27 protein-coding genes are annotated in these 26,137 nt (G+C 66.2%); 20 read left to right on the forward strand and 7 right to left on the reverse strand.

Going from position 1 to position 26,137, the window contains the following annotated elements; all coding sequences use genetic code 11:
• Positions 1–108: 108 nt before the first annotated feature.
• From CLM74_RS07715 to CLM74_RS07725, 3 genes are read left to right on the forward strand one after another with little or no spacing between them, the layout of a single operon-like run.
• Positions 109–1,065 (forward strand): HlyD family efflux transporter periplasmic adaptor subunit, encoded by a 957-nt coding sequence (locus CLM74_RS07715; protein WP_105163790.1) that lies wholly within the window; start codon positions 109–111, stop codon positions 1,063–1,065.
• Positions 1,066–1,085: 20 nt separating this feature from the next.
• Positions 1,086–2,009, forward strand: coding sequence for an ABC transporter ATP-binding protein (locus CLM74_RS07720; protein WP_025875296.1), 924 nt, complete (start codon positions 1,086–1,088; stop codon positions 2,007–2,009).
• Positions 2,006–3,118, forward strand: coding sequence for an ABC transporter permease (locus tag CLM74_RS07725; protein ID WP_105163791.1), 1,113 nt, complete (start codon positions 2,006–2,008; stop codon positions 3,116–3,118). Before CLM74_RS07720 ends, CLM74_RS07725 begins: the two co-directional genes overlap by 4 nt.
• 249 nt (positions 3,119–3,367) lie before the next feature.
• Here the strand turns inward: CLM74_RS07725 and miaB are convergent, their stop codons facing one another.
• Both miaB and CLM74_RS07735 read right to left on the reverse strand, forming a co-directional pair.
• On the reverse strand, positions 3,368–4,786 hold the full coding sequence (gene miaB, locus CLM74_RS07730; RefSeq protein ID WP_105163792.1) for a tRNA (N6-isopentenyl adenosine(37)-C2)-methylthiotransferase MiaB: 1,419 nt from the start codon (positions 4,784–4,786) through the stop codon (positions 3,368–3,370).
• A gap of 170 nt (positions 4,787–4,956) precedes the next feature.
• Positions 4,957–5,577, reverse strand: a complete 621-nt coding sequence (locus CLM74_RS07735; protein ID WP_105163793.1) for a glutathione S-transferase family protein — start codon at positions 5,575–5,577, stop codon at positions 4,957–4,959.
• Between the two features lie 80 nt (positions 5,578–5,657).
• On the opposite strand from CLM74_RS07735, the gene CLM74_RS07740 reads away from it, so the two are divergent.
• From CLM74_RS07740 to CLM74_RS07770, 7 genes are all read left to right on the forward strand, one after another.
• Entirely contained in the window at positions 5,658–6,626 is a 969-nt protein-coding gene (locus CLM74_RS07740; RefSeq protein ID WP_105163794.1) for a WYL domain-containing protein, read from the forward strand.
• A gap of 46 nt (positions 6,627–6,672) precedes the next feature.
• Positions 6,673–7,611 (forward strand): lytic transglycosylase domain-containing protein, encoded by a 939-nt coding sequence (locus CLM74_RS07745; protein WP_105163795.1) that lies wholly within the window; start codon positions 6,673–6,675, stop codon positions 7,609–7,611.
• 231 nt (positions 7,612–7,842) lie between these two features.
• Entirely contained in the window at positions 7,843–8,463 is a 621-nt protein-coding gene (gene petA / locus CLM74_RS07750; RefSeq protein ID WP_025875286.1) for a ubiquinol-cytochrome c reductase iron-sulfur subunit, read from the forward strand.
• Positions 8,463–9,722 (forward strand): cytochrome bc complex cytochrome b subunit, encoded by a 1,260-nt coding sequence (locus tag CLM74_RS07755; RefSeq protein ID WP_025875284.1) that lies wholly within the window; start codon positions 8,463–8,465, stop codon positions 9,720–9,722. Before petA ends, CLM74_RS07755 begins: the two co-directional genes overlap by 1 nt.
• Positions 9,715–10,464 (forward strand): cytochrome c1, encoded by a 750-nt coding sequence (locus CLM74_RS07760; RefSeq protein ID WP_105163796.1) that lies wholly within the window; start codon positions 9,715–9,717, stop codon positions 10,462–10,464. Before CLM74_RS07755 ends, CLM74_RS07760 begins: the two co-directional genes overlap by 8 nt.
• A gap of 134 nt (positions 10,465–10,598) precedes the next feature.
• The gene (locus CLM74_RS07765; protein WP_025875280.1) at positions 10,599–11,234 is read left to right on the forward strand and encodes a glutathione S-transferase N-terminal domain-containing protein; all 636 of its coding nucleotides are present in this window, start codon (positions 10,599–10,601) and stop codon (positions 11,232–11,234) included.
• An 84-nt stretch (positions 11,235–11,318) separates the two neighbouring features.
• A complete protein-coding gene (locus CLM74_RS07770; RefSeq protein WP_025875278.1) occupies positions 11,319–11,774 on the forward strand; it encodes a ClpXP protease specificity-enhancing factor in 456 nt (151 codons plus the stop codon).
• 37 nt (positions 11,775–11,811) lie between these two features.
• On the opposite strand, the gene CLM74_RS07775 is transcribed toward CLM74_RS07770, so the two are convergent.
• The 4 genes from CLM74_RS07775 to CLM74_RS07790 form a co-directional block, all read right to left on the reverse strand.
• Positions 11,812–12,162 carry a DUF3301 domain-containing protein gene (locus tag CLM74_RS07775; RefSeq protein ID WP_025875275.1) on the reverse strand — a complete coding sequence of 117 codons (351 nt, stop codon included), beginning with the start codon at positions 12,160–12,162 and terminating at the stop codon, positions 11,812–11,814.
• Between the two features lie 69 nt (positions 12,163–12,231).
• Complete coding sequence (locus CLM74_RS07780; RefSeq protein WP_105163797.1) at positions 12,232–13,212, reverse strand: DUF2272 domain-containing protein; 981 nt, start codon at positions 13,210–13,212, stop codon at positions 12,232–12,234.
• A gap of 112 nt (positions 13,213–13,324) precedes the next feature.
• The gene (nadC, locus tag CLM74_RS07785) at positions 13,325–14,176 is read right to left on the reverse strand and encodes a carboxylating nicotinate-nucleotide diphosphorylase (RefSeq protein ID WP_032975701.1); all 852 of its coding nucleotides are present in this window, start codon (positions 14,174–14,176) and stop codon (positions 13,325–13,327) included.
• Positions 14,173–14,442, reverse strand: a complete 270-nt coding sequence (locus tag CLM74_RS07790; protein WP_105163798.1) for a Trm112 family protein — start codon at positions 14,440–14,442, stop codon at positions 14,173–14,175. The genes nadC and CLM74_RS07790 overlap by 4 nt, the downstream gene beginning before the upstream one ends.
• A 58-nt stretch (positions 14,443–14,500) precedes the next feature.
• On the opposite strand from CLM74_RS07790, the gene purE reads away from it, so the two are divergent.
• Together purE and CLM74_RS07800 are read left to right on the forward strand one after the other, a co-directional pair.
• Positions 14,501–15,004: a 5-(carboxyamino)imidazole ribonucleotide mutase gene (gene purE / locus CLM74_RS07795; RefSeq protein ID WP_025875268.1), complete on the forward strand. Its 504-nt coding sequence runs from the start codon at positions 14,501–14,503 to the stop codon at positions 15,002–15,004.
• Entirely contained in the window at positions 15,001–16,149 is a 1,149-nt protein-coding gene (locus CLM74_RS07800; protein ID WP_032975702.1) for a 5-(carboxyamino)imidazole ribonucleotide synthase, read from the forward strand. Before purE ends, CLM74_RS07800 begins: the two co-directional genes overlap by 4 nt.
• A gap of 216 nt (positions 16,150–16,365) precedes the next feature.
• Here CLM74_RS07800 and CLM74_RS07805 read toward each other — a convergent pair whose 3' ends face one another.
• Complete coding sequence (locus tag CLM74_RS07805) at positions 16,366–16,944, reverse strand: superoxide dismutase (RefSeq protein WP_032975704.1); 579 nt, start codon at positions 16,942–16,944, stop codon at positions 16,366–16,368.
• A gap of 119 nt (positions 16,945–17,063) precedes the next feature.
• On the opposite strand from CLM74_RS07805, the gene grxD reads away from it, so the two are divergent.
• From grxD to CLM74_RS07845, 8 genes are all read left to right on the forward strand, one after another.
• Positions 17,064–17,384 (forward strand): Grx4 family monothiol glutaredoxin, encoded by a 321-nt coding sequence (grxD, locus tag CLM74_RS07810; RefSeq protein ID WP_025875264.1) that lies wholly within the window; start codon positions 17,064–17,066, stop codon positions 17,382–17,384.
• Positions 17,381–18,178 carry an SDR family NAD(P)-dependent oxidoreductase gene (locus CLM74_RS07815; RefSeq protein ID WP_025875262.1) on the forward strand — a complete coding sequence of 266 codons (798 nt, stop codon included), beginning with the start codon at positions 17,381–17,383 and terminating at the stop codon, positions 18,176–18,178. The genes grxD and CLM74_RS07815 overlap by 4 nt, the downstream gene beginning before the upstream one ends.
• Positions 18,179–18,386: 208 nt before the next feature.
• Complete coding sequence (locus tag CLM74_RS07820) at positions 18,387–21,623, forward strand: TonB-dependent receptor (protein WP_033830765.1); 3,237 nt, start codon at positions 18,387–18,389, stop codon at positions 21,621–21,623.
• Positions 21,624–21,875: 252 nt separating this feature from the next.
• On the forward strand, positions 21,876–23,264 hold the full coding sequence (ppnN, locus tag CLM74_RS07825; protein ID WP_025875258.1) for a nucleotide 5'-monophosphate nucleosidase PpnN: 1,389 nt from the start codon (positions 21,876–21,878) through the stop codon (positions 23,262–23,264).
• Between the two features lie 172 nt (positions 23,265–23,436).
• Positions 23,437–23,967: a GspH/FimT family pseudopilin gene (locus CLM74_RS07830; RefSeq protein WP_105163799.1), complete on the forward strand. Its 531-nt coding sequence runs from the start codon at positions 23,437–23,439 to the stop codon at positions 23,965–23,967.
• A complete protein-coding gene (pilV, locus tag CLM74_RS07835) occupies positions 23,964–24,443 on the forward strand; it encodes a type IV pilus modification protein PilV (RefSeq protein ID WP_105163800.1) in 480 nt (159 codons plus the stop codon). The genes CLM74_RS07830 and pilV overlap by 4 nt, the downstream gene beginning before the upstream one ends.
• Positions 24,440–25,591 (forward strand): PilW family protein, encoded by a 1,152-nt coding sequence (locus CLM74_RS07840; RefSeq protein WP_105163801.1) that lies wholly within the window; start codon positions 24,440–24,442, stop codon positions 25,589–25,591. Before pilV ends, CLM74_RS07840 begins: the two co-directional genes overlap by 4 nt.
• Before the next feature lie 2 nt (positions 25,592–25,593).
• Positions 25,594–26,127 (forward strand): PilX N-terminal domain-containing pilus assembly protein, encoded by a 534-nt coding sequence (locus CLM74_RS07845; protein ID WP_105163802.1) that lies wholly within the window; start codon positions 25,594–25,596, stop codon positions 26,125–26,127.
• The last annotated feature ends 10 nt before the right edge of the window (positions 26,128–26,137 follow it).

Genomic DNA, 26,137 nt, shown 5'->3' on the forward strand with positions numbered 1-26,137 from the left:
GCGGCAGTGGCCTTGGCAGCGACTGATCAATTATTGGCCAGCGCTGATCTGGATCATTGCGGGTGCACAGGGGGCATGGCACCGTGGCGCCATCGCAGGAGGTGGCGCATGGCCGTGGGCACGTGGGTGCGCAGGATGGGGTTGCTGGGCAGCTGCCTGCTGGCGGGGTGCGGCGAAGCACCACCAGCAGCACTGGGTACGCTTGAATGGGACCGGATCAGCGTGCCCGCACCGGCGGCTGAAGTGATCAGTACCGTTGACGTGCGCGAGGGGCAGGCGGTCAAGGCGGGCGCGCTGCTGATGCGCCTGGACCCTGTCCGTGGCGCAGCCCAGCTCGACGCCGCACAGGCCGAAACGGCCCGCGCGCAGGCACAGCTCGAGGAACTGCAGGTGGGCCCGCGTGCGGAGCAGATCGCCCAGGCGCAGGCACAGCTCACCGCGCTGCGCGCGCAGGCGGCGGAAGCCACCGCTTACTACCGCCGGGTGCAACCGCTGGCCCGTCAGCGGTTGGTGGCTGCCGCTGATCTGGACCGGGCCCGCGCGGCCGCCGACAACGCCGTGGCCAGCGTGCGTGCTGCCGAACAGGCGTGGCTGCAGCTGCAGCGCGGCAACCGTCGTGAGGACATCGCCCAGGGCCAGGCCGCCTCCAGGGCGACACAGGCACAGGAGGTCGTGCAGGCCGTCAACCTGCAGAAGCTGCAGCTGCGCGCGCCGCGCGATGGCGTGGTCGATGCGTTGCCCTACAGGCAAGGCGACCAGGCACCGATCGGTGCACCGTTGGTGGTGATGCTGGTGGGCGAACGGCCGTATGCACGCGTGTACCTGCCGCAGCCGTTGCGCCTGCAGGTGAAGGTCGGGCAGGCCGCGCTGGTGCAGCTGGACGGCGCCAACACCGTACTGAAAGGGCATGTGCGGTCGATCCGCAGCGAACCTTCCTTTACCCCCTATTACGCGTTGACTGGTGATGACGTCTCGCGGTTGAGCTACCTGGCCGAGATCGAGATCGACGACAGTGCCGACATGCAGGCGCTGCCCGCCGGGCTGCCGGTGCAGGTGCGCTTCTGAACCCGGTCGATGACATCGCCGTGCGTGCGCGGGGCCTGAGCCGCCGTTTCGGCGACCTGCTGGCGGTGGACAACGTCGATCTGCAGGTGCCGCGTGGGCAGGTATACGGTTTCCTCGGCCCGAACGGCTCGGGCAAATCGACCACCATCCGCATGCTGTGCGGGCTGCTTGAGCCGAGCGCGGGCGAGATCGACGTGCTGGGCCTGGCGATCCCGGCGCAGGCCGAGGCGTTGCGCCGCCGCATCGGCTACATGACCCAGCGTTTTTCGTTGTACGAAGACCTGTCGGTGCGGGAGAACCTGGAATTCCTTGCCGCCATCCAGGATCTGCCACGCGCGCAGGCGCGGCAACGGGTCGATGCGCTGCTGCTGCAGTATCGCCTGCAGGACCGCCAGGTGCAGTTGGCCGGCACCCTCAGTGGTGGGCAGAAGCAGCGGCTGGCGCTGGCCGGTGCGGTGATCCATGCGCCGGAACTGCTGTTCCTGGATGAGCCGACCAGTGCGGTCGATCCCGAGTCGCGTCGCGACTTCTGGGAGGCGCTGTTCGAACTCGCCGATGCCGGCACCACGGTGCTGGTGTCCACCCACTACATGGACGAGGCCGAACGCTGCCACCGGCTGGCGATCCTTGATCGCGGTGCCCTGGTAGCCGATGGCACGCCGGCCGAACTGTGCGCGCAGCTGCAGGGTCGCACCCTGGCCGTCACCACCGCGCAACCCCGGCAGGCCAGCCGCGCGCTGGCGGCGCTGCCGGGCGTGCTCAGCGTGGCGCAGATCGGCACCGAGCTGCGTGTGCTGTGCAGTGAGGGCGCGGCCGATACCGCCGTGCTGGCGCAGGCCCTTGCCACCGCCGATCCGCAGGCCAGCATCGAACCGGTGGCGCCCAACCTGGAAGACGTCTTCGTTTCCGCTACCCGTGGCCGCGGCCGGGAGCCGGCGGCATGAGCCTGCGACGGCTGTGGGCGATCATGCTCAAGGAGCTGCGCCAGCTGCGCCGCGACCGGATCACCCTGGCGATGATCATCGGCATCCCGGTGATGCAGCTGCTGCTGTTCGGCTATGCGATCAACCTCAACCTGCGGCACCTGGATGCCGGCATCGCCGACCAGGCCAACAGTGCGGCTTCTCGCGCGCTGGTGCAGGACATGGTCGCCACCGGTGTGATCGCCCCGCGCGCACAGGCCTATACGCCCGACCAGCTGATGGAGGCGTTGCGACGGGGCCGGATCAGCGTGGGTATCGTGATTCCCGCCGATTTCGAACGACGCCGCTACGAAGGCCGCGAAGCGGTGCAGGTACTGGTCGATGGCAGCGACACGGTGGTGCAGAGTGCGGCGATCCAGTTGGCGCAGGTACCGCTGGACACGCGGCCGACCAGCAACACACGGCCGCTGCGCGAGGGCAGCATCGCCGGCGGGCCGGTGAGTGTCATCAGCTTCTATAACCCGCAACGACGGTCAGCGGTGAACATCGTGCCCGGCCTGATCGGAGTGATCCTGACCATGACCCTGGTGATGTTCACTGCAGTGGCGGTGGTACGCGAGCGCGAACGCGGCAACATGGAGCTGCTGATCGCCACGCCGGTATCGCGCAGCGAACTGATGGTCGGCAAGGTATTGCCATACGCAGCGATCGGTCTGCTGCAGACCACCCTGGTGCTGCTGCTGGGCACGTGGTTGTTCGAGGTCCCGATCCGCGGCAGCCTGCTGGATGTCTATCTTGCCGCCGTGCTGCTGGTGCTGGCCAACCTGGCGCTGGGCCTGTTGATTTCAACCCGGGCGCGTTCGCAGTTCCAGGCCATGCAGATGACCCTGTTCCTGTTCCTGCCCTCCATCCTGCTGTCGGGCTTCATGTTCCCGTTCGCCGGCATGCCCCGGCCGGTGCAGTGGCTGGCTGAAGTATTGCCGCTGACCCATTTCCTGCGCCTGGTACGCGGCATCATGCTGCGCGGGGCTTCGCTGTGGGAGCTGTGGCCGGACGCGCTGGCGCTGCTGGTGTTCATCGTGGCGATGATGACCCTGGCCATCCTGCGCTTCCGCAAACGCCTGGATTGAAGCACGCCGACCAACGGTCGGCATCCACCCCGGTAGGTGCCGACCGCTGGCCGGCATCAATTGCGGTGGGTGCCGACCGTTGGTCGGCACGCCTCAATCCCTCGGTGGGTGCCGACCGTTGGTCGGCACACCTTATTCCCTCGGTGGGTGCCGACCGTTGGTCGGCACTCCTCAATTCCTCGGTGGGTGCCGACCGTTGGTCGGCACGCCTCAATTCCTCGGTGGGTGCCGACCGTTGGTCGGCACACCTTATTCCGTCACCACGCGCCCGCGCAGCGAGTTGGTCATCGCTTCCGTGATCACCACGTCCACGAACTGGCCGATCAGGCGCGGGTGCGCCGGGAAGTTCACCGAACGCATGTTCTCGGTCTTGCCGGTCAGCTCGTTGGGGTTCTTGCGCGAGGGGCCTTCCACCAGCACGGTCTGTACGCTGCCGACCATCTTTTCGGAGATCTGCGCGGCATGCGCGTTGATCCGTTCCTGCAGCCGCGACAGGCGCGCATGCTTTTCCGCGTCGCTGATCGTGTCTTCCAGATCTGCAGCCGGCGTGCCCGGGCGACGCGAATAGATGAAGGAAAAGCTGTGGTCGAAGCCGATATCCTCGATCAGCTTCATGGTCTTCTCGAAATCAGCATCCGTCTCGCCAGGAAAACCGACGATGAAGTCCGAACTGATCGAGATATCGGGGCGCACTGCACGCAGCTTGCGGATCTTCGACTTGAATTCCAGTGCGGTATAACCGCGCTTCATCGCTGACAGCACGCGGTCGCTGCCTGCCTGCACCGGCAGGTGCAGGAAGTTGGCCAGCTGCGGCACGTCGCGGAACGCGTCGATCAACGAATCGCTGAACTCCAGCGGATGCGAGGTGGTGAAGCGGATGCGACCGATGCCGTCGATCTCGGCGATGGTGCGGATCAGCAGGCCCAGGTCGGCGAGCTCGCCGTCACCATAGGGGCCACGGTAGGCGTTGACGTTCTGGCCGAGCAGGTTGATCTCGCGCACGCCCTGTGTCGCAAGCTGTGCCACTTCCACCACCACGTCTTCGAACGGGCGGCTGACTTCGGTGCCACGCGTGTAGGGCACCACGCAGAACGAACAGTACTTGGAGCAGCCTTCCATGATCGACACGAACGCCGATGCGCCATCAGCACGCGGTTCGGGCATGCGATCGAACTTCTCGATTTCCGGGAAGCTGATGTCCACCTGCGGGCGCTGCTGCTCGCGACGGGCGCGGATCAGTTCCGGCAGGCGGTGCAGTGTCTGCGGGCCGAACACCAGGTCGACGAACGGCGCACGCTTGATGATCGCCTCGCCTTCCTGCGACGCCACGCAACCGCCTACGCCGATGATGACCTCGCGGCCCTGGTTCTTCAGGCTCTTCCAGATGCCCAGCTGGCTGAACACCTTCTCCTGCGCCTTTTCGCGGATCGAGCAGGTATTGACCAGGATGACGTCGGCGTCTTCCGGGCGATCGGTCAGTTCCAGGCCATCGCTGGCGGCGAGCACGTCGGCCATCTTGGCCGAGTCGTACTCGTTCATCTGGCAACCGTGGGTCTTGATGTACAGCTTGCCCTTCACCTGGTCGGGCTTGCGCGGACCAGAGGGCAGGGCAACGAGCGGAGTGCCGCCCTGGGCGGCGGGCGGAAAGACGTCTGGCGTCCCGGTCATGGCGCTTAATCCATTCGGGTGGCGGGAAAGGGGGCGATTCTACCCGCATCCCAGGGCGTGCGCCCGGCGCAACGCCGGCGGCGCCGCGCTGGGCGCTCGCGGGGCATGGCCCCGCGCTACCTGCATCCCGTCCCGTTCTGTAGCGCCGGGCCCGTGCCCGGCGAGTGCTCTTACGCCGCGATCAGCTCCGCATCGATCTGCCGCGAACGATCAAACGCGGTCATCGCGCTCATCCTTTCGATGTAGGCGGCCGTCGCCGGTGCTGGCTGCACCAGGCCGAACGCACTGGTCCATGCCAGCGCATTGCCCCACAGCACGTCGGCCGCACTCATCACCTCGCCCAGCAGGTACGGTCCCTGCGCCAGCTGCGCTTCGATCACCTGCAGCACCGTATCGGCATCGTTGTAGGGCGACATCGCATGCGGCGGCGGATCGCGGCGCATCGCCCGGTCGATCATCGCCGGCTCGAAACAGGCGCCATAGAAGGCCATCCAGCGCAGGTAAGGGCCGCGCAGGGCGTCGCCGATCGGCGGTGCCAGCCCGGCTTCCGGGTACAGGTCGGCCAGGTACAGGTAGATCGCCACCTGCTCGGTCACCAAGGCGCCGTTGTGGACGATGGCCGGCACCTTGCCCATCGGGTTGATAGCCAGATAGGCCGGGGCCAGGTTGGCACCGGCCTTCAGGTCCAGCACCTGCATGCGGTAGTCGGCGCCCAGCGCTTCGAGCAGGGCGACAGCGCCGCTCGAGCGTGAACGGGCGGCGTGGTAGAGGGTGATCTGGCGTGACGTCATGGCATTGCTCCCTGCAGGTGGTGGTGAAGTGGGGCCCATGCTGGGGCACAATTGCGGACGACTTCTGTCCGCGATCCGTCATGCGCCATACCGCCCATCGCCTGCTTCGCCTGATTTCCCTGCTGCAGGCCCGCCGTCACTGGTCCGGCGCCGAGCTGGCCGAGCGCATGGGCGTGGACCGGCGCAGCATCCGTCGCGATGTCGAGCGCCTGCGTGAGCTGGGGTATCCGGTACAGGCCTCGGCCGGTGTAGGTGGCGGCTACCGGCTGGGCGCCGGTGCGCCGGTGCTGCCGATGCTGCTGGATGAGGAGGAGGCCACCACACTGGCGATTGCCCTGCGCGCGGCGTCGGCCACGGTGTCCGGCATCGACGACACCGCACGCGGCCTGCTGTCCAAGCTCGACCCGCTGGTGCCCGCGCGTCGCCGCCAGCAGGCCGGCGAAGTACATGCCGCCACCGCAACCCTGTCCGACCTGCCGTCCACCGACGCGCGCCTGCTCGGGCGACTGGCCCAGCATTGCCGGCAGGCCGCGCGGCTGGCCTTCGAATACCGCAGCGCGCAGGACGCGGTGACGCAACGCGAAGTCGAGGCCCAGCACCTGGTCAACTACGGACGGCGCTGGTATCTGCTGGCCTGGGACCTGGGGCGGCAGGAGTGGCGCACGCTGCGCGTGGACCGGATGGGCGCAGTGCGTTCGCTGCCAGAGCCTGGCCTGCATCGGCGCACTCCGGCGCCACCGGATGTGATGGTGCGGCAGGCGGTCAGCCAGGCGCCGTTCGCGCTGCAGGCCGTCCTGCGCCTGGCCGGCAGCGAGGCGGAGCTGACCGGGCGCATTCCGCCCTGGTGCGGTGTGCTGGAGGCCGACGGGCCAGAACATTGCCTGTTGCGGATGGGCGCGGAGAGCCGCGGCATGATGCTGGCGCAGATCCTCAGCCTGGATCGCCTGCCGGTGGCGGTGTGGACCACGCCGGCCGAGCTGCGCGAGGAGCTGGCCCAGCGCCTGGCCGGGCTTGGCCAGGTCCTGGCCGTGCCCGCCGTCACGGTCTGAGCCGGCGCCCTTGGCAAGCCGCAGCGAAGCTGGGACACTCGCGGCCATGAAGGGGAGACTGGGGATAACGGCGATCATCATCGCTGCGCTGACCGCTGCGCCGGCCAGCGCCGGTACCCTGTACAAGTGCCTCGGCGCCGACGGTGTCACCAGCTATGTCAGCAAGCGGGTGGCCGGTGCCCAATGCAGCACCATCAGCTACACCCGCAGCGCGGGCAGGGCAGCGCGCGCTCCCGTTGCCACGCCGGCGCCGGCGCCGCTACCAGCACCTGCGGCACCTGCTGCAGTGGTGGCCAGCGCCGAGCGTAATCCGGTCGCGGTCGCCGCCGCTGCGGCCAGTCCCGCTGTCGCAGCGATCCCGGCACCCGCAACGACCTCTACGCCGGCCAGTCCACGCGGCGGCAGGATGGTCAGCGGACAGGTCTATTCGTACATGCAGGACGGGGTGCGCCACTACACCAGCGCACGCCCGACCCAGGTCGCCAACCTCGGCCCGGTGCGGACCATCCGCTACAGTTTCATGGAGCGCTGTTACGCCTGTGGGGTCAATCCGCGCGTCGATTTCGGCAGCGTGCGCCTGAACACCACGGCCTTCCAGAGCGAGATCACCGCGGCCGCACGCGAATTCGGGGTGGAAGAGGCCGTGGTACGCGCGATCATCCATGCCGAGTCGGCCTACAACCCGACCGCACTCAGCCGTGCTGGCGCCCAGGGCCTGATGCAGCTGATGCCGCCCACCGCCGCGCGCTTCGGCGTCAGCGATTCCTACGACGCGGGGCAGAACATCCGTGGCGGTGTGCAGTATCTGGCGTGGCTGTTGAAGCGTTTCAATGGAGACCTGACCCTGGCCGCTGCCGGCTACAACGCGGGCGAGGGCGCGGTCGATCGCCATCGCGGCGTGCCGCCCTACAGCGAGACCCAGTATTACGTGCGCCGGGTCGGCCAGCTGGCCGAGCGCTATCGCACGGTGCTGAGCAAGCAGTAGGTGCCGATCGTTGGTCGGCCCACCGTTAACAGGTAGGTGCCGACTGTCAGTCGGCCCACCTTTGAACAGGTAGTGCCGGCCGCTGGCCGGCAACCCCGCAAACTATGTTGTTGCAATGCGTTGTGTGGCGCGCAACGGTTCCGCTACACTCGACCGAGATTCAATGCGGCTCTGGCCCCCACCGGAACCGCTGGCAGCCTTAAAGCTACCTAATCAATATCGGAGTGCCGGATGGCCAACGATGGGGTACACGATCCAGTCAACACCGGACGTCGGCGTTTTCTTACTGCCACCACAGCCGTGGTGGGCGCCGTCGGCGTCGGATTCACCGCAGTTCCTTTCATCAAATCCTGGAACCCCAGTGCCCGCGCCAAGCTTGCCGGCGCACCGGTGGTGGCCGACATCAGCGCCCTGCAGGAAGGCCAACGCCTGATCGTGGAATGGCGTGGCCAGCCGATCTGGATCGTCAAACGGTCCAAGGCGATCCTTGACGCGCTGCATGGGCTGGATGGCCGCTTGAAGGACCCCGAGTCCGGCGAGAAGGACCAGCAGCCGGAGTACGTGCTCAAGCAGAACCCGGAGCTGCGCTCGATCAAGCCCGAGATCTCGGTGCTGGTCGGTCTCTGCACGCACCTGGGCTGTTCGCCGGAAATGGTGGGTGAAATCCGCCCCGAGCCCTACGACCCCCAATGGAAGGGCGGCTATTTCTGCCCCTGCCACAAGTCGCGCTTCGACATGTCCGGCCGCGTCTTCAAGGACGTGCCCGCACCCATCAACCTGAAGGTGCCCGCGCACCACTACCAGGACGACAACACCATCATCATCGGTGTCGATCCGCAGGGGGCTGCCTGATGTCCAACATCCTCAGCCGTACCGCCACCGGCGTGGCCGACTGGGTCAATGCCCGCGCGCCGGGGTTGATGCCGATCTACCGCAAGCACGTCAGCGAGTACTACGCGCCGAAGAACTTCAACATCTGGTACTACTTCGGCTCGCTGGCGCTGCTGGTGCTGGTCAACCAGATCGTCACCGGCATCTTCCTGACAATGCACTACAAGACGAATGCCGCCGAAGCATTCGCCTCCATCGAATACATCATGCGTGACGTGGAGTGGGGCTGGCTGATCCGCTACATGCACTCCACCGGTGCCTCGCTGTTCTTCATCGTGGTCTACCTGCACATGTTCCGCGGGCTGCTGTATGGCAGCTACCAGAAGCCACGCGAACTGGTGTGGATCCTGGGCATGCTGATCTACCTGGTGTTGATGGCCGAAGCCTTCATGGGTTACGTGCTGCCGTGGGGCCAGATGTCGTTCTGGGGCGCCAAGGTGATCATCTCGCTGTTCGGCGCCATTCCGGTGATCGGCAACGGCCTGACCGAATGGATCATGGGCGATTACCTGCCCAGCGACGCCACGCTCAACCGGTTCTTCGCACTGCACGTGATCGCGCTGCCGCTGGTCCTGCTGCTGCTGGTGGTGCTGCACCTGGGCGCGCTGCATGAAGTGGGATCGAACAATCCCGATGGCGTGGAGATCAAGAAGGGCCCGAAGGGCAACCGCTGGTCGCCGAACGCGCCGACCGACGGCATCCCGTTCCATCCCTACTACACACTCAAGGACGGCGTCGGTGCGGGCTTCCTGCTGATCATCGCGGCCTTCATCATCTTCTTCGCACCGGCCTTCGGTGGCCTGTTCCTGGAACACGACAACTTCACCGAAGCCAATCGCCTGGTCACCCCCGAGCACATCAAGCCGGTCTGGTACTACACGCCGTACTACGCGATGTTGCGGGTGGTGCCGAACAAACTGGGTGGCGTGATCGTGATGTTCTCGGCCATCGCCATCCTGTTCCTGGTGCCCTGGCTGGACCGGGCCAAGGTCAAGTCCTACCGCTACCGCGGCTGGCTGTCGCGCGGCCTGCTGGGCATGTTCGTGGTGTGCTTTGCGTGGCTGATGGTGATCGGTTCCGGTCCTGGTACCGATGCACACGAGACCTATGTCGGGCGGGTGCTGACCTTCCTGTACTTCGCCTTCTTCATCACCATGCCGATATGGACAAGGCTGGACAAGACCAAGCCGGTACCGGAAAGGGTGACCACGCATGACTGAGCGCTGGATGGTCCGGCTGGCCCTGGCGGCCGCCCTGATGCTGGGCAGTACCCTGGCCATGGCCGCCGAGGGCGGCACCAAGCTCCTGCAGGCCGGTAACGACCTGGGTGACCGGGCGTCGCTGCAGCGCGGCGCCCAGTTGTACATGAACTACTGCAGTGGCTGTCATGCACTGAAGTACCTGCGCTATTCGCGGATGGGCGAGGACCTGGGGCTGAGCGAGGAAGAGGTGATGAACAACCTCAACTTCACCGGCTCGGCGATCGGCGATCCGGTGCCGGTGGCGATGCCCAAGGAGCAGGCCGAAAAGTGGTTCGGCAAGATGCCGCCGGACCTGAGCCTGATTTCCCGGGTGCGCGGCAGCGACTGGATCTACACCTACCTGAAGTCGTTCTACCTGGACAGCAGCCGCCCGCTGGGCTGGAACAATGCGCTGTTTGCCAACGCATCCATGCCCAATCCGTTGTGGGAGATGCAGGGCCTGCAGCATGCGGTACATGGCAAGGCCGAAGCAGCGGGCATGGACCCGCCGGTGACGGGCCTGCGCATCGAGCGCCCGGGTTCGGTCGATGCGGCGCAGTACGACCAGGCCGTGCGCGACATCACCAACTTCCTTGAATACGCCGGCGAGCCGGCCGCGCTGAAGCGGCAGCAGCTCGGTGTCTGGGTGATCCTGTTCCTGGCCCTGCTGACCTTCCTGGTGTACCTGTTGAAGAAGGAATACTGGAAGGACGTGCACTGATCCAGGGCCGGCCATCGCAACGGGCCTATTGGCTTTTGTGATGGTCGGTTGCACACTCGGGGAGGAGTCGACCGTCAGCACGGTGCTGGCGGCGCCGATACGGCAGGCGGTCTCCTGTCGTAGGAGAGCCTTTGATGGCGGCGAGCGTACGCATGCGCAATACACTGACGCTGTTTTCCTCGAACGACGATGTACTGTGCCACCGTGTGCGCCTGGTGTTGGCGGCCAAGGGCGTGAGTTTCGACTTCGTACCGGTGGATCCACAGAACCCGCCGGAAGATCTGATCGATCTCAATCCGTACCACTCGGTGCCGACCCTGGTCGAGCGCGAGCTGGTGCTGTATGCCGCGTCGGTGGTCAGCGAGTATCTGGACGAGCGCTATCCGCATCCGCCGCTGATGCCGGTCGACCCGCTGTCGCGCGCGCGCATCCGCCTGGCCATGCTGCGTATCGAACACGACTGGGTGCCGCAGGTGCAGGCGATCCAGCTGGGCAACAAGACCCAGGCCGAGGCAGGGCGCAAGCGGCTGAAGGAACTGTTGACGGCCTCGCTGCCGTTGTTCAAGGCCAGCAAGTTCTTCCTCAACCCGGAAATGAGCCTGGCCGACTGCGCGATGGCGCCGATCATCTGGCGCCTGCAGTCGCTGGATGTGCCGTTGCCGAAGGACGGCAAGGCGATCGAGGACTATGGCAACCGGATCTTCCGCCACCCCGGGTTCGTCCGCAGCCTGACCGATCAGGAAAAGAAACTGCGCGATCTGCCGGGCTGATCCGCCATCCGCTTTCCCGTCTGCACGCCGACCGGCGTGCAGGCGATCCGCCCCGGCCGGGGCGTCGGGCGCTACACTTCACGCATGACCGAAGACTTCTTCCACATGACCAGCCACCGACCGTACCTGTTGCGGGCCCTGGTGGAATGGATCAATGACAACCAGCTGACGCCGCACATCCTGGTCGACGCCGGCGTTCCCGGCGTGCAGGTTCCGCCTTCAGCCATCAAGGATGGCCGGGTGGTGCTCAACATCGCCGAACGCGCGGTGGTACGGCTGGTGATCGACAACGAGTCGGTGAGCTTCTCGGCGCGCTTCTCCGGCACCAGCTATCCGGTGCAGGTGCCGATCAGCGCTGTGCTGGCGGTATATGCCCGCGAAACCGGGCAGGGCATGGCCCTGCCGGATGACATTCCCGGTGGCGAGCCGGCGCCGGCCAGTGATGAGCTGCTGCACGACGATGAGCAGACGCCGCCGGACGACACGCCGCCCGCTGGTCCGCCGCCGAAAGGCCGTCCGACGCTGCGCGTGGTCAAGTAATGGTGGGGCCGACCGTTGGTCGGCACACCTTCAGCCCCTACACATCCTCGGCCTCTTCGTTGTCCGCACGGATCTGGCTGATCCGTGCCGCGCCCGGGCCGGTAAATGAAACCAGCTGGTCGCCGCGCAGCACCATGCGGCCGACATGGCGGTCGATGCCGTCGTAGGAATACTCGAACTTGAAGGTGCGTTCGAAGCCGAGCCGTCCGTCTTCCCCGCGCGACAGGCGCAGGCCCGTGGCGTGCACCGCCTGGTCCAGCCACTGCACATCAGCGGCACGGCAGGCGTTGCGGCCCAGCTCGATCGCACGTTCGGCGGCCGAACGCGCTGCGTTCCAGAAGAAGTAGACGATACCGCCGGCAATGAGCAGGAACAGCAGGGTGGGCATGGCATCAGCCGTCAGGTGTCGATCCGCCAAAGATGGCGACGAATGGCGAACGGATCAAGCGGCATCTGCTCAGCGATTGTTGCCAGGCTCCGTTGTCGGCTGCAGCGGCACCGGTGTCGGCGCAGCGGGTATCGCCGGCGGAAGCGGTGCGACCCGCGGCGCAGTGGCATTCAACTGCAGCAGCGCGGCCCAATCCTGCCGGTTGAAGCTGCATTCGTCCTCACGGCCCGGTGTGCAGGTCGGGTCGATGCCGGTTGTGTCGCGCTCGCGCGGCGGCGGCAGCTTGATCGTGCCGGTGCGATCCAGTTGCAGCAGGCGCATCGCCACGGTGTTCATGACATTGCCGCCCACCAGGTAGAGCGTCTGGTCGCCACCGAGGTTGGCTGCCACCACCACTTCGCAATGCGATTTCCAATGGCCGACCGAGCCGTTGCCCAGGGCCTGCACCAATCCGCTGTAACTGAGCGTGCTGCTGCGGTCGCGCAGGAAGCACAGCAGATCGCCCGGCGCAGGCTTGGCGGTGGCCGGGTCCACCAGGCGGTAGGGCACGCCGGAAGGGCCTGCCTGGTAGGCGGCGCGGATGTAGTCGATATGGCGTGGGGAAGTACTGAAGCCGGGTACGCCGGCACGCACCATCACCCAGGAAATGAAGGCCGCCGACCACGGATTGTCGATCAGGAAGGCGCGGCAATCGCTGTCGGTGTAACGCGTGCCCAGCGGCGCCAGGCAGCTGCTGGCGCCGGGCTGGCTGCCCAGCGCGTTGAGCGTGCCGCTTTCGCGCCAGTAGCCGGTGACCCGTTGCCAGGCGATCAGGCCGTTGTCGGCCAGATGATCGCCTTCGGCCTCGGTGACACTGAGGCTGGCGGCGCGGCCGTCACGGTCGATGAAGGGGCGATACCAGAGCCGATGTTCGTTGCAGGCGGTGTTGCGGATGGCGACCGCCAATGGGCTCAGGCCGAAACGCGGTGGGACATCGCAGGCTTCGACAGCGGCGGCCGAGAAAGGCGTCGCGGCCAGCAGCAGGCAGGCAGGCAAGAGCATCCGGCGCATGCGCGGCTCCTGTGGGGGATGGCCGCAGCGTCGCAGCGCCGTTGTGAACGCCGGGTGTGAGAACGGTAGTGCCGGCCGCTGGCCGGCAACATCACGATCCGCGAATCCACCCTCAACCCGGTGGCGGACCCAGTTTCAACGACAGGTCGATTGCCTGCACGTGTTTGGTCAGGCCGCCGATGGAAATGCAGTCCACGCCATCTTCGGCGATCGAGCGCAGGCCGCCGAGGCCGACGCTGCCGGACACCTCCAGTGGAATGCGGCCTTCGGTGATGCGCACCGCTTCGCGCCGCAGTTCCGGGCTGAAGTCGTCCAGGAGGATGCGTTCACAGCCGGCTTCCAGCGCCTGCCGCAGCTGTTCCAGGTCCTCGACCTCGACCACCAACGGCAGCTGTGGCCATTGCTGGCGGGCGGCCGACACAGCGGCAGCCAGTGAACCGGCCGCGCGGATGTGGTTCTCCTTCAGCATCACCGTGTCGTACAGGCCGAAGCGGTGGTTGTCGCCACCCCCGCACCGCACCGCGTATTTCTGCGCCAGGCGCAGGCCGGGCAGGGTCTTGCGGGTATCAAGGATGCGCGTGCCTGTACCTTCCACCGCAGCCACGTAGCGGGCCGTGGTGGTGGCAGTGCCGGACAGGGTCTGCAGGAAATTCAGCGAAGTGCGTTCGGCGCTGACCAGGCTGCGGCTGCGCCCATGCAGCAGGGCCAGCACGGTGCCGGCGCTGACGCTGTCGCCTTCGGCCACCCGCCACTCGATCTGTACGTCCGCATCGAGTGCGCGATGGGTGGCATCGAACCACGCACGGCCCGCGATCACCGCATCCTGCTTGCACAGCAGGTAGGCGCTGTCGGGCTGATCGGGCAGCAGGGCGGCGGTGACGTCACCGCTGCCCAGGTCCTCGGCCAACGCGCGGGCGACATCGGCCGCGACGACGGCTGGATCCGGCGTCGGCAGCGCGCTCATGCGGCCGGGAAGTCGGCGATCTGTGCGGTCGGGATGGCTTCTTCGGCCAGCAGCACCGGGATGCCGTCGTCGACGCGGAACACCTGCTTGCGGTCGCGGGTGACCAGGGCTTCGCGCAGCGGCTGCGTCAGCGGGTTGCCATCGGCGCGGTTGACGGAACCGGTGGCGATCGCCCGGTTGAGGGCTTCCAGGCCCTTGCCATCCAGCAGGGACAGGGGCTGGCGGGTGTCGGGCGATACCAGCAGGTCGAGCAGCTTGCGATCCATGGTTCTTCGTCTTGCGTGGAAGATGGCTAGAATACGTCTTTAAGGCAGGTGACGGCCAATGACCCCCAACCCGATCGCGCCGCTTGTCGGCATCGTCATGGGTTCCCGCTCCGACTGGGAAACCATGCAGCACGCCGCCCAGAAGCTTGAAGCTCTGGGTGTTCCGTTCGAAGTGAAGGTGGTGTCCGCGCATCGGACGCCGGATGTGTTGTTCAGTTATGCCGAGCAGGCCGGTTCGCGCGGGCTGCGCGCGATCATCGCCGGCGCCGGCGGTGCCGCGCATCTGCCGGGCATGATCGCGGCCAAGACCGCGGTGCCGGTGCTGGGCGTGCCGGTGCAGTCCAAGGCCCTCAACGGCATGGATTCGCTGCTGTCGATCGTGCAGATGCCGGCCGGCATCCCGGTCGCCACCTTCGCCATCGGCAATGCCGGTGCGTCCAATGCCGCACTGTTTGCCGCCGCGATGCTGGCCAGCGACCAGCCGGCCATCGGCCAGGCGCTGGACAGCTTCCGCGCGCGCCAGACCGAAGACGTGATGGCCCACGACGATCCGCGCCAATGAGCCTGACCGTCGGCATCCTCGGCGGCGGCCAGCTCGCCCGCATGATGGTCCTGGCCGGTGCGCCGCTGGGACTGCGCTTCGAACTGTATGATCCGGCGGCCGACGCCTGCAGTGGCCCGCTGGCACCGCTCACCGTGGGTGCCTTCGATGATCGCCAGGCACTGGCGGACTTCGCCGCCAAAGTCGATGTGATCACCTTCGATTTCGAGAACGTGCCGGCAGACAGCGCGCAATGGCTGGCCGACCGTGTGCCGGTCTACCCGCCGCCGTCGGCGCTGGCGGTGGCCCAGGACCGGTTGAGCGAGAAGACCCTGTTCCAGCAGCTGGGCATTCCGCTGCCGGCCTTCGCCGATATCCGCAGCCGCGACGAGCTGGCTGCCAGGGCCGCCGAATTCGGCCTGCCGTGCATCCTCAAGACCCGCCGCCTGGGCTACGACGGCAAGGGTCAGTTCCGCCTGCGCAGCGAAGCGGACATCGATGCGGCATGGCAGGCTCTGGGCGCGCAGGTCGAGCGCACCGGCCTGATCCTCGAGGGCTTTGTCGCCTTCCAGCGCGAAGTCAGCGTGGTTGCCGTGCGCGGCCGCGATGGCAGCTTCCAGGCCTGGCCGGTCACCGGCAACTGGCATGTCGACGGCGTGCTGTCGGCCAGCGTCGCACCGGCGGTGCTGTCCGCTGCCGAGCACGAAGCAGCGATCGGCTATGCCCGCCGTGTTGCCGAACACCTGCAGTACGTGGGTGTGTTCGCGCTGGAACTGTTCTGCCGCGACGGTGAACTGCTGGCCAACGAGATGGCACCGCGCGTGCACAATTCCGGGCACTGGACCATCGAAGGCAGCGAAACCTCCCAGTTCGAGAACCACCTGCGTGCGGTGCTCGGCCTGCCGCTGGGCAGTACCCGCATGCTCGGCCATGCCTGCATGCTGAACTGGCTGGGGGCAATGCCCGACCCGACGCCGGTGCTGCAGCAGGCCAGTGGCCATTGGCACGATTACGGCAAGGAATCGCGTGACGGCCGCAAGGTGGGTCACGCCACCCTGCGTGATGATGATGCCGATGCACTGGCCGATGCGCTGGAGCAGGTAGGCCTGGAGCTCGACCGCCAGGCCCAGGTGGCCCCCGCGGTACACGCGCTGCGTAACGGCTGACCAAGGTGATGCCGGCCGTCGGCCGGCAGGCGCCGCTGAACCCGGTAGTGCCGGCCGCTGGCCGGCGACGCCCAGCAAGGTGGGCATCTACCAGAGCAACGCCCACCAAGGTGGGCATCTACCAGAGCGGGGCCGACCAGGATGGGCATTCACCACGGCCAGGCGTGATGCCGGTAGCGCCGGGCCATGCCCGGCGGATACGGATGCCCGTCGGTCTCAGCGCAGCTGGCTCTCGGCGAATTCCCAGTTCACCAGTTGCCAGAATGCTTCCAGATAGCGTGCACGATCATTCTGGTAGTCGGTGTAGTACGCGTGCTCCCAGACATCGCAGCAGAGCAGCGGCGTGCTGTCGCCGGTCAGCGGCGTACCCGCATTGCGGGTGGCCTGCAGGCCGAGCTGCCCGCCGGGGTGCTGCACCAGCCACACCCAGCCGGAGCCGAACAGGCCAAGCGCGGTTCGATTGAACTCTTCGCGCAGGCGCTGGCCGTCGCCGAACTGGCGCTTGACCAGTTCGCCCAGGCGGCCCTGCGGCTCGCCACCGCCGCGCGGGCGCAGGCACTGCCAGTAGAAGCCGTGGTTCCACGCCTGGGCGGCGGCATCGAACAGCGCGCCCTGGGCGTGGCGGACAATGTCCTCCAGTGTGGCTTCTTCCCATTCGGTGCCGACAATGGCGGCATTGACCGCCTCGATGTAGGCGCGATGGTGGCGACCGTGATGCAGTTCCACGGTCTGTGCCGACAGGTGCGGCTGCAGGGACGAGGGCAGGTAGGGCAGGGCGGGCAGTTCGACGGGCATGGACAGGTTCGTGGCCAGGGGGCGGCGGCAGCCGGTACCATCGGCTTACAATGGCGGCTACCGTGGGCAGTCTAGCCGACCATCGCGGTTGGTTCGTCCGGCGAAGCAAGGAGTGAGGTGTGGCGGTAATGCAGCAAATCCAGGCCGAGGTGGATCGTTACCCGCTCGTGCTGTTCATGAAGGGCACCCCGCAGTACCCCATGTGCGGCTATTCCAGCCGCGCCGTGCAGGCGCTGATGGCCGCAGGCGCCGTCGCACTGCGCACGGTCAATGTGCTGGAAGAGCCGGAGATCCGCGCCAATCTGCCGCGCTTCTCCAATCTGCCCACCTTCCCGCAGCTGTTCATCAACGGCGAGTTGATCGGCGGCTGTGACATCGTCATGGAACTGTTCGAAGCCGGCGAGCTCAAGCGCATCGTCGAAGAGGCTGCGCAGGGATGAGCGCCTGGCCATCGACGTCACCGGCAGACGGGGCGCTTGATGGCCGCCCGTTGCAGGACCGTGTGGTGCTCATTGCCGGTGCGGGCGGCGGGCTCGGCAGCGCTGCCGCTGTTGCTGCCGCTGAGGCGGGGGCGACCGTGGTCCTGCTGGGGCGCAAGCCACGAAGGCTGGACCGGGTCTACGCCCAAGTGCAGGCGGTTGGGCCGGAGCCCCTGTTGTACCCGTTGGACCTGGAAGGTGCCGGTCCCGACGACTATGCCGAACTGGCCCAGGCGGTGGCGCAGGAGCTGGGGCGCCTTGATGGCCTGCTGGTCTGCGCGGCCCACTTTCCCGGCCTGACCCCGTTCGAGCTGGCCGACCCGGCCAGCTTCGCCCGCGCCGTGCACGTCACCCTGACCGCTCCGGCCTGGCTGGCCCAGGCCTGCCTGCCGTTGCTGCGCCAGCGTGAAGACGCGGCGCTGGTATTCACCGTGGATGCCCCTGAGCGGGTGGGGCAGGCGTACTGGGGCGGCTACGGTGTCGCCCAGCACGGCCTGCGCGGGCTGATCGGCAGCCTGCATGACGAGCTGGCCCGCAGCCCGGTGCGGGTGAGTGGCCTGTATCCCGGCCCCTTGCGTACCGCCCTGCGTGCGCGGGCCTATTCGATCGACCAGGACCCGGCCGCATGCGGCCCCGAGGCCGCCGCTGCAGCGGCCGTGACCCTGTTGTCCGCCGCCGGACTTGCGTGGCGCGGGCAGGTGCTCGATGCGGGCAATCCGCCATCGACGAGTGAAGACGTTCGTAAAGCGGAATGAAGATTCCGTCACGATAGCGTTGCGATCTGGTGCCGTTTGTCGCACAACCGTCACATTGAAAGCGTAGCGTGTTAATCTAGTGTTAACCGTTGCGGCAGCTGCCGTTCACGGTAGGGAACCCCAGATAAATGTCCGAACAGCCGCCCGCAAGGCTGCTTGGATGCGCTTTTTTTCCGCCATCGCCAACTCGCATCGAGGCTACCGAACAATGACTCACCCATTCCGGATGTCCAAGCTCACCCTTGGTCTCGTGGCTGCGCTCGCCGCCGCTCCCGCCTTCGCCCAGAGCACCTCTGCCGGTGTCGGCGGCCAGGTCGTGTCCAATGCGGGCGCGCCTGTTGCTGGTGCTGAAGTCACCATCACCCACACCGAATCGGGCACCGTTTCGCGTGCGACCACCGATGCGTCGGGTCGTTACAACGCGCGCGGCCTGCGCGTGGGTGGTCCGTACACCATCACCATCACCAAGCCGGGTGAGGGCACCAAGACCGAAGAGGGCGTGTACCTCAACCTGAACCAGGTCAACACGGTCAACGCCAACCTGGCCGGCGATGTCGCCGCCACCAATCTGGATGCCGTCCAGGTCGTGGCTGCCGCAGTGGGCAGCGACCTGTTCAGCGCCTACAAGATGGGCACCGGCACCAACGTCAACCGCGAAACGCTGGAGTCGCTGCCGTCGGTGAACCGCAACATCCAGGATTACATCCGCCTCGATCCGCGCATCTCGCAGGTCAGCAAGGCCGACGGTGCGATCTCGGTCGGTGGCCAGAACACCCGTTACAACGCGATCCGCATCGACGGCATCGGTGCCGGCGATCCGTTCGGCCTGGAATCCAACAACCTGCCGACCGAGCGTCAGCCGGTGTCGATGGATGCGATCCAGGAAATCAACATCGACATCGCCAACTACGACACCACCATTGCCGGCGGTACGGGCGCGGTGATCAATGCGGTGACCAAGTCGGGTACCAACAACTTCGGCGGCACCGTGTATTACGCGTACCGCGACAAGGACATGGTCCGCAAGAACCTGGACGATGTCCGCTTCAACGGTTTTGATGACGAAAAGACCTACGGCATGACCTTCGGCGGCCCGATCGTCAAGGACAAGCTGTTCTTCTTCGCCAACTACGAAAAGATGGAGCGTTCGGCCCCGGGCGTCAGCCTGACCGATTCGCCGTACGGCAAGGGCACCATCACCGATGCCGACATCACCCGCGCGCAGCAGATCGCGACCGGTTACGGCTTCGACGCAGGTTCGCTCAACGCCCCGGCCAACAAGACCGAGGTCGAAGAGTACGCGCTGAAGATCGACTGGAACATCAACGAGAACCACCGTGCCGCGGTGCGTTACAACAAGCTCGAGCAAAATGTTGTCCGCTTCCCGCAGATCAGCAACAGCGCGGTTTCGCTGAGCACCTTCTGGTACCAGCAGCCGAAGACCTATGAATCCTGGATGGGCGAGCTGTTCAGCGACTGGTCCGAGAATTTCTCGACCGAGTTCAAGATCTCGCACAAGGAATACACCTCGGTCCGTACCACGCCGTCGAGCCTGCCGCAGATCCAGATCCGTGGTTTTGGCGCCAGCGGCAATGACTCGCTGTACTTCGGTACCGAGCAGAACTCGCACGTCAACGCGGTCGAGAGCAAGGAGCTGAGCGCCTTCGGTGCCGCCACCTGGTACGTCGGCGACCACACCGTCAAGTTCGGCTTCGACTACTCCGACAACGACCTGCTGAACTACTACGGTCGTAACGTCAACGGCGCGTATGTGTTCAACAACCTCAGCGATTTCGCTGCAGGTCGCGTCAACCAGTACGTTGTGCGTGCGCCGCGCGCCGGCGGCAGCTACGACGACATCCCGGCCAAGTACACGCTGAAGAACACCGGCCTGTTCATCCAGGACAGCTGGGCCATCAACAGCAACCTGACCGTGCAGGCCGGCGTCCGCGTCGACATGCCGGACTTCGGCACGCAGAAGCTGTACAACCCGCGCATCATGGAACTGTACGGCTACGACAACACCCAGCTGCCTGACAGCAAGCTGGTGCAGCCGCGCTTCGGCTTCAACTACACCTTCGACAGCGATCGTCCGACCCAGCTGCGCGGTGGTGTGGGCCTGTTCGGGGGCGCTGCTCCGAACGTGTGGCTGGCAGGTGCCTACCAGAACACCGGCCTGAACTACACCGAGTACACCGTTCGTAACCAGACCGGCATTTTCACCCCGAACACCAATCCGCCGTACATCCCGGCTGCGGGTGCCGGTGCTCGTCAGAACGTGGACATCGCTGCGCCTGACCTGAAGCTGCCGTCGGTGTGGAAGTCCAACATCGCCTTCGATCACGAGCTGCCGTGGTATGGCATCGTTGCGTCGGCTGAGTTCCTGTACACCAAGGTCAAGAGCGCGATCTACTTCGAGCGCCTGGACCTGTACAACGCTTCGGGCGTTGCAGCGACCCGCATCGGCCAGGATGGTCGCGAGCTGTACTGGAATCCGGCGGGCTACACGCCGTGCGCCGGCGCCAACTGCTCCATCCGTGAAGGCAGCAACGGTGCGGGCGGCAAGTTCAATCGTCCCTCTGACATGGGCGACGTGCTGCTCATGAAGAACACCGACAAGGGCAGCAGCCGCCAGTTCACCGCCGGTCTGAACAAGCCGCTGACCGAGAACTGGGGCTGGTCGCTGGCCTACACCTACACCGCCGCGAAGGAAGTCAGCCCGCTGACCAGCTCGCAGAACACCTCCAACTGGGGCAGCACCCTGATCGGTACCGCCAACGAGAACGTGGCCTATGATTCGCGCTACGCGATCAAGGACCGCGTGACCGGTTCGATCAACTGGAAGAAGGCGTTCTTCGGCAACTACAACACCACCGTGGGCCTGTTCTACGAAGGTCGTTCGGGTCGTCCGTTCAGCTACATCTACTACAACGACATGAACGGCGATGCCGCCGCCACCACTGGCGCCGGTTACTTCAACGACCTGTTCTACGTGCCGAATGGCCCGGGCGACGTCAAGTTCACCGGCGGTGCGGCGATGGAGAAGGCCTTCTTCGACTGGCTTGCCGCCAACCCGCAGCTGGAGAAGTACCGCGGCGAGATTGCTCCGGCAAACGCCTTCCGTACCAAGTGGGTCAACAGCTTCGACCTGCACATCGCCCAGGAATTCCCGGGCTTCGTGAAGGAGCACAAGGGTGAGCTGGCGCTGGACATCATGAATGTCGGCAACCTGCTCAACAAGAAGTGGGGCCGTATTGAAGATTACGGTTTCAACTCCACCTCCCGCGTGGCCAGCTACGCGGGTATCGATCCGGCAACCGGCAAGTACATCTACAACTTCACCGGCGCCACCGATACCCCGACCATCCAGGAAAACAACAACGACAAGGGCAACACCGGTGTGTCGCGCTGGTCGATGCAGCTGACCCTGAAGTACAAGTTCTGATCCGTCAGAGCCTGATGCAGTAAAGGGAGACGGCCGGGGAAACCCGGCCGTTTTCCGTTCAGGCGAAAGTCCTTGCGGGAGGTTGTGCATCGGCGTAGCATCCAGACACGTGCGCGGCGCAGATGCCGCCGAAGCGGTCCCGGAGCGGCGAACGCGGGACGCACCTATCCAACGGTCGGGCTTCCCGGCCGTTTTGCTTTTTAAGGGGGCGGCAGTACAGTCGGACACCTTAAAGGAAGCAGAAAAGTGGATATGACAACGAATGAAAAGGCAGCGCGGACGCTGCCGGTGCAGGACGCGCGGATCTACCCGCGTGGTGGCCTGGATGTGCTGTCGCGGGCCGAGGTTGCGCGCCTGCGCGACGCCTCCAGTGGTGGCATGCACGAGCTGCTGCGCCGCTGCGCGCTGGCCGTGCTGACCAGTGGCAGTGCCTCCGATGATCCGCGCGCCGCGCGCGATCTTTACCCCGATTTTGACATCCAGGTCGCACAGCAGGATCGCGGCGTGCGCATCGACCTGGCCAATGCGCCGGCGATGGCGTTCGTCGATGGCGAGATCATCCGCGGCGTGGCCGAGCTGCTGTTCGCGGTGGTCCGTGACCTGGCGTACATGGCCATCGAGATGGGCCCGGCCTACGCGGCCGAGCTGGAGTCGTCCGAGGGCATCACCAATGCGGTGTTCGGGCTGCTGCGCAACGCACGCATCCTCAACCCGGGTGACCCGAACCTGGTGGTCTGCTGGGGCGGCCACTCGATTTCGCGCGACGAGTACCTGTATACCAAGCAGGTCGGTTACGAGCTGGGCCTGCGCGGCCTGGACATCTGTACCGGCTGCGGCCCGGGCGCGATGAAGGGCCCGATGAAGGGCGCCACCATCGCCCACGCCAAGCAGCGCCGGACCGTGACGCGCTACATCGGCCTGACCGAGCCGGGCATCATCGCCGCCGAGTCGCCGAACCCGATCGTCAACCACCTGGTGATCATGCCGGACATCGAGAAGCGCCTTGAGGCCTTCGTCCGCATCGGCCACGGCATCATCGTGTTCGCCGGTGGCGTGGGTACCGCCGAAGAGATCCTGTACCTGCTCGGCATCCTGCTGCGCGAGGAGAACAAGGACCTGCCGTTCCCGCTGATCCTGACCGGCCCGACCGTCGCTGCGCCGTACTTCGAGCAGATCGACCGTTTCATCCGCCTGACCCTGGGCGACGCCGCGGCCGAGCGCTACGAAATCGTCATCGGCGACCCGGTGGCGGTGGCCAAGAAGATGTCGGCCGGCATCAAGCGCGTGCGTGAGCATCGCCTGGCGCAGAAGGATTCGTTCTTCTTCAACTGGTCCATCGAGATTCCGTGGGAATACCAGCAGCCGTTCGTGCCGACCCACGAGGCGATGGCGGCGCTGGACCTGCACCACGGGCGTGCGCCGCATGCGCTGGCAGCCGACCTGCGCCGGGCCTTCTCGGGCATCGTCGCCGGCAACGTGAAGGAAGACGGCATGCGCCGCATCGAGGAGTTCGGGCCGTTCCAGATCCATGGCGACCCCGACATGATGCAGGCCCTGGACGCGCTGCTGCGTGCCTTCGTCGAGCAGCGCCGGATGAAGATCTCCGGCGAATACCAGCCCTGCTACCAGGTGCTGGCGTAAGCGAGGCGAGGGTGGCTGGACGGCGCGGCGGGGACCGCGCCGGACCGGTGGGGGAGGGCGGGATGTCAAGGCTTTGACGCCCGTCGCCCGGATCTGACCGTTCATCCTGCCGCCGCTTGCCGGCGGCAGGCCGGTGCGCCATCGTGGCCACCAACACGCTGGGGAGCGTCCAATGTCTTTGCGCCGGTCCAATGGCTTCACGCTGGTCGAGTTGGTAGTCACCATTGCCGTGCTGGCAATTCTGGTGACCACGGCATTTCCTGCCTTCCAGGGCCTGATCCGTTCCAACCGGGTCGCCGCTGGTCACAACGAACTGATCGGACTGGTCAACCTGGCGCGAAGCGACGCGGTGCGCAACAACCAGGGCGGTGGTGTCTGTGGCAGCAGCAACGGAACCAGCTGCGATGGCAACTGGTCGGCTGGCATGCTGGCTTTCAGTGACGCTTCCAGCAACAGTGCGACCTCGGGTAACGGCCAGTTCGACACGGGTGAGACCGTCCTGCGCTTCACCCAGGTCAGCCCCGGCATGGTCGCGACCGGCCCACAGGCATTGATCGCCTTCGACGCCCGTGGCCGCCGCCGCGCCGCCGGAGACCAGGCCATCACCCTGCGGCCGGAGAAATGCGGCAAGGACCCATTGATGAGCACGGTCACCATCAACGCCTCCGGCCAGGCCAGCAGCAGCAAGGGACCCTGCCCATGAAGAACCGCTCTCCGTTCAATGCCCGGCGCCACCATGGTGGCTTCAGCCTGCTGGAAGTGCTGATCGCGATGGTCGTGCTGGCCTTCGGTCTGTTGGGCTTCGCCCTGCTGCAGACCATGAACGTGCGCTACGTGCAGAGCTCCAACTACCGCACCCAAGCGACCAACCTGGCGTACGACCTGACCGAGCAGATGCGCAGCAACCGCTACCAGGCCGCGTGGTACTCCACTGCAACCTTCTCCGCGGGCAGCAGGAGTGCCACCGGCGTCTGCGCCCGGCCGGTCGCTGCGGTCACCATCGCGCAGAACGTGGCCGCCTGGCAGTGCAAGGTGGTCAAGGCGCTGGGCGACAACGCCGCCGCTACGGTCACCGTCAACAACGGTGTGGCCACCGTGGCGATCACCTGGGCCGATGAGCGCTGGAACGCCAAGAGCCCGGATACGCCGACCACCTTCGCCCTGCAGACACAGCTATGACCCTTCCGCAGTCCCCACGGTTCCGGCAGGCCGGCCTGTCGCTGATCGAGTTGATGGTGTCCATGGTCATCGGCCTGTTGCTGATGCTGGGCGTCATCCAGATCTTCATTGCCTCGCAGGCCGCGTCGCGGCTGTCCGAAGGCGTGGCGCGCGCGCAGGAGAATGGTCGCTTCGCACTCGACTTCCTCGAGCGGGACATCCGCATGGCGGGCCACACCGGCTGCGTCAACGACCAGGCGCACATGACGCTGGGGCTGGGGGAGCCGCACTACAACCTCGGCGCCGCCACCGGCAGCGGCAGTCCGTTGGACTTCAGTGTGGCGGTGCAGGGGTACGAAGCACCCAATACCGGGCCGACGGCGACGCTGGCGGTGGGCAAGGGCAGCGTGCCCACTGGGCTGCCAGGGGCGATCGCCAGCCTCAATCCGGCACCGATGCCAGGCAGCGACATCCTGGTGCTGCGTTTTCTCGCCCCGGAAGGCGTGCCGGTACTCGGCGTGGCCGGCTCGAAACTGACTGTGGACGCGACCCGTTGGCAGCGCCTTACCGGCGGCGGCGTGGCGTCACCGACGCTGTTCGGCGTGGCCAACTGCGAGTCGGTTGACTTCTTCGGCGGCACCACCAGCGCCGGTACCATCACCGCGTCCGGCGTGGATCTGTCGCGCTATGCGCCGCAGCCGGAGCCTACGGTGGTCTATCGCGCTGAATCGTTGGTCTACTACATCGGCAATGGCGCCAGCGGTCCCGGTCTGCGCCGTGCACGGGCCAATTCGGCCGGCGCCTACGCCATCAACGAAGAGCTGGTGGAAGGCATCGAGAACATGCAGGTACTGTTCGGCCTGGATACCACCACCAACATCTCCACCTCGACGCCGCCGGTGGGCAACATCACCACCCTCAATACGGCCTCGGCAGTTACCACTCAGGCCAACGCGACCGGTGCCAATCAATGGCGACGGGTTGGCCAGGTACAGGTAGGGCTGATCGCCCGAAGCCCGTCTTCGGCATCGGCGTCCAAGCCGAAGGACGCCGCCGCCAAGCTGGGTGTGCTGGGGATGACCTACGACCAGGATGGTGTCACCGATGGGCGCTACCGCACTTCCTATGAAGTGAGCATCGCCTTGCGCAATCGACTGTTCGGAAACTGACCATGCGCCCTATCCCGACCGTGCGTCGCCCAGGCCGCCGCCCGCCACAGTTGCCGCAGCAGCAGCGTGGCGTGGTGCTGTACGTGGCACTGATCATGCTCCTGCTGCTTGCTCTGATCGGCATCGCCGGCATGCAGGTGGCGGGCATGCAGGAAAAGATGGCCTCCAACTATCGCGCCGCCAACCGATCCTTCCAGAACTCCGAGGCGGTGGTCCGCAACGCCGAGCGCGCAGCCGAAGCGATCCTCGACCGCAAGGACCTGCCGTCGGGCAGCCTCATCAGCTCGAGCTCGATCAGCTACGACTGTGAAGATCAGTTCGACGCGATCGCTTGGGCGCAGAAGCAGACGGTTGCCTCGGTGCCCAGCGTCAACGTGCGTCGCATCGACAAGTGTGGTGGCCCCGGTGGAAATGCCATCGACGAAGGACTACCGGACGATCAGGCGACCGGCACCTACCAGATCACGGCCTTCGCCGCCGACGATCCGGCCAACCCGACCTCGTCGTCGGTGGTCGATACCATTTTCAAGCTCTGAGGACGCGGCG

Origin of the sequence: Stenotrophomonas sp. MYb57, from assembly GCF_002966815.1 — a bacterium.
Taxonomy (GTDB): Bacteria; Pseudomonadota; Gammaproteobacteria; order Xanthomonadales; family Xanthomonadaceae; genus Stenotrophomonas; species Stenotrophomonas indicatrix.

Bases quoted from the DNA above. Each gene is read 5' to 3' on its own strand.
- CLM74_RS07715 (WP_105163790.1), top strand. From the start codon at position 109: ATGGCCGTGGGCACGTGGGTGCGCAGGATGGGGTTGCTGGGCAGCTGC.
- CLM74_RS07725 (WP_105163791.1), top strand. From the start codon at position 2,006: ATGAGCCTGCGACGGCTGTGGGCGATCATGCTCAAGGAGCTGCGCCAG.
- miaB (WP_105163792.1), bottom strand. From the start codon at position 4,786: ATGACCGGGACGCCAGACGTCTTTCCGCCCGCCGCCCAGGGCGGCACT.
- CLM74_RS07735 (WP_105163793.1), bottom strand. From the start codon at position 5,577: ATGACGTCACGCCAGATCACCCTCTACCACGCCGCCCGTTCACGCTCG.
- CLM74_RS07740 (WP_105163794.1), top strand. From the start codon at position 5,658: ATGCGCCATACCGCCCATCGCCTGCTTCGCCTGATTTCCCTGCTGCAG.
- CLM74_RS07745 (WP_105163795.1), top strand. From the start codon at position 6,673: ATGAAGGGGAGACTGGGGATAACGGCGATCATCATCGCTGCGCTGACC.
- petA (WP_025875286.1), top strand. From the start codon at position 7,843: ATGGCCAACGATGGGGTACACGATCCAGTCAACACCGGACGTCGGCGT.
- CLM74_RS07755 (WP_025875284.1), top strand. From the start codon at position 8,463: ATGTCCAACATCCTCAGCCGTACCGCCACCGGCGTGGCCGACTGGGTC.
- CLM74_RS07760 (WP_105163796.1), top strand. From the start codon at position 9,715: ATGACTGAGCGCTGGATGGTCCGGCTGGCCCTGGCGGCCGCCCTGATG.
- CLM74_RS07765 (WP_025875280.1), top strand. From the start codon at position 10,599: ATGGCGGCGAGCGTACGCATGCGCAATACACTGACGCTGTTTTCCTCG.
- CLM74_RS07770 (WP_025875278.1), top strand. From the start codon at position 11,319: ATGACCGAAGACTTCTTCCACATGACCAGCCACCGACCGTACCTGTTG.
- CLM74_RS07775 (WP_025875275.1), bottom strand. From the start codon at position 12,162: ATGCCCACCCTGCTGTTCCTGCTCATTGCCGGCGGTATCGTCTACTTC.
- CLM74_RS07780 (WP_105163797.1), bottom strand. From the start codon at position 13,212: ATGCGCCGGATGCTCTTGCCTGCCTGCCTGCTGCTGGCCGCGACGCCT.
- nadC (WP_032975701.1), bottom strand. From the start codon at position 14,176: ATGAGCGCGCTGCCGACGCCGGATCCAGCCGTCGTCGCGGCCGATGTC.
- CLM74_RS07790 (WP_105163798.1), bottom strand. From the start codon at position 14,442: ATGGATCGCAAGCTGCTCGACCTGCTGGTATCGCCCGACACCCGCCAG.
- purE (WP_025875268.1), top strand. From the start codon at position 14,501: ATGACCCCCAACCCGATCGCGCCGCTTGTCGGCATCGTCATGGGTTCC.
- CLM74_RS07800 (WP_032975702.1), top strand. From the start codon at position 15,001: ATGAGCCTGACCGTCGGCATCCTCGGCGGCGGCCAGCTCGCCCGCATG.
- CLM74_RS07805 (WP_032975704.1), bottom strand. From the start codon at position 16,944: ATGCCCGTCGAACTGCCCGCCCTGCCCTACCTGCCCTCGTCCCTGCAG.
- CLM74_RS07815 (WP_025875262.1), top strand. From the start codon at position 17,381: ATGAGCGCCTGGCCATCGACGTCACCGGCAGACGGGGCGCTTGATGGC.
- CLM74_RS07820 (WP_033830765.1), top strand. From the start codon at position 18,387: ATGACTCACCCATTCCGGATGTCCAAGCTCACCCTTGGTCTCGTGGCT.
- ppnN (WP_025875258.1), top strand. From the start codon at position 21,876: ATGACAACGAATGAAAAGGCAGCGCGGACGCTGCCGGTGCAGGACGCG.
- CLM74_RS07830 (WP_105163799.1), top strand. From the start codon at position 23,437: ATGTCTTTGCGCCGGTCCAATGGCTTCACGCTGGTCGAGTTGGTAGTC.
- pilV (WP_105163800.1), top strand. From the start codon at position 23,964: ATGAAGAACCGCTCTCCGTTCAATGCCCGGCGCCACCATGGTGGCTTC.
- CLM74_RS07840 (WP_105163801.1), top strand. From the start codon at position 24,440: ATGACCCTTCCGCAGTCCCCACGGTTCCGGCAGGCCGGCCTGTCGCTG.
- CLM74_RS07845 (WP_105163802.1), top strand. From the start codon at position 25,594: ATGCGCCCTATCCCGACCGTGCGTCGCCCAGGCCGCCGCCCGCCACAG.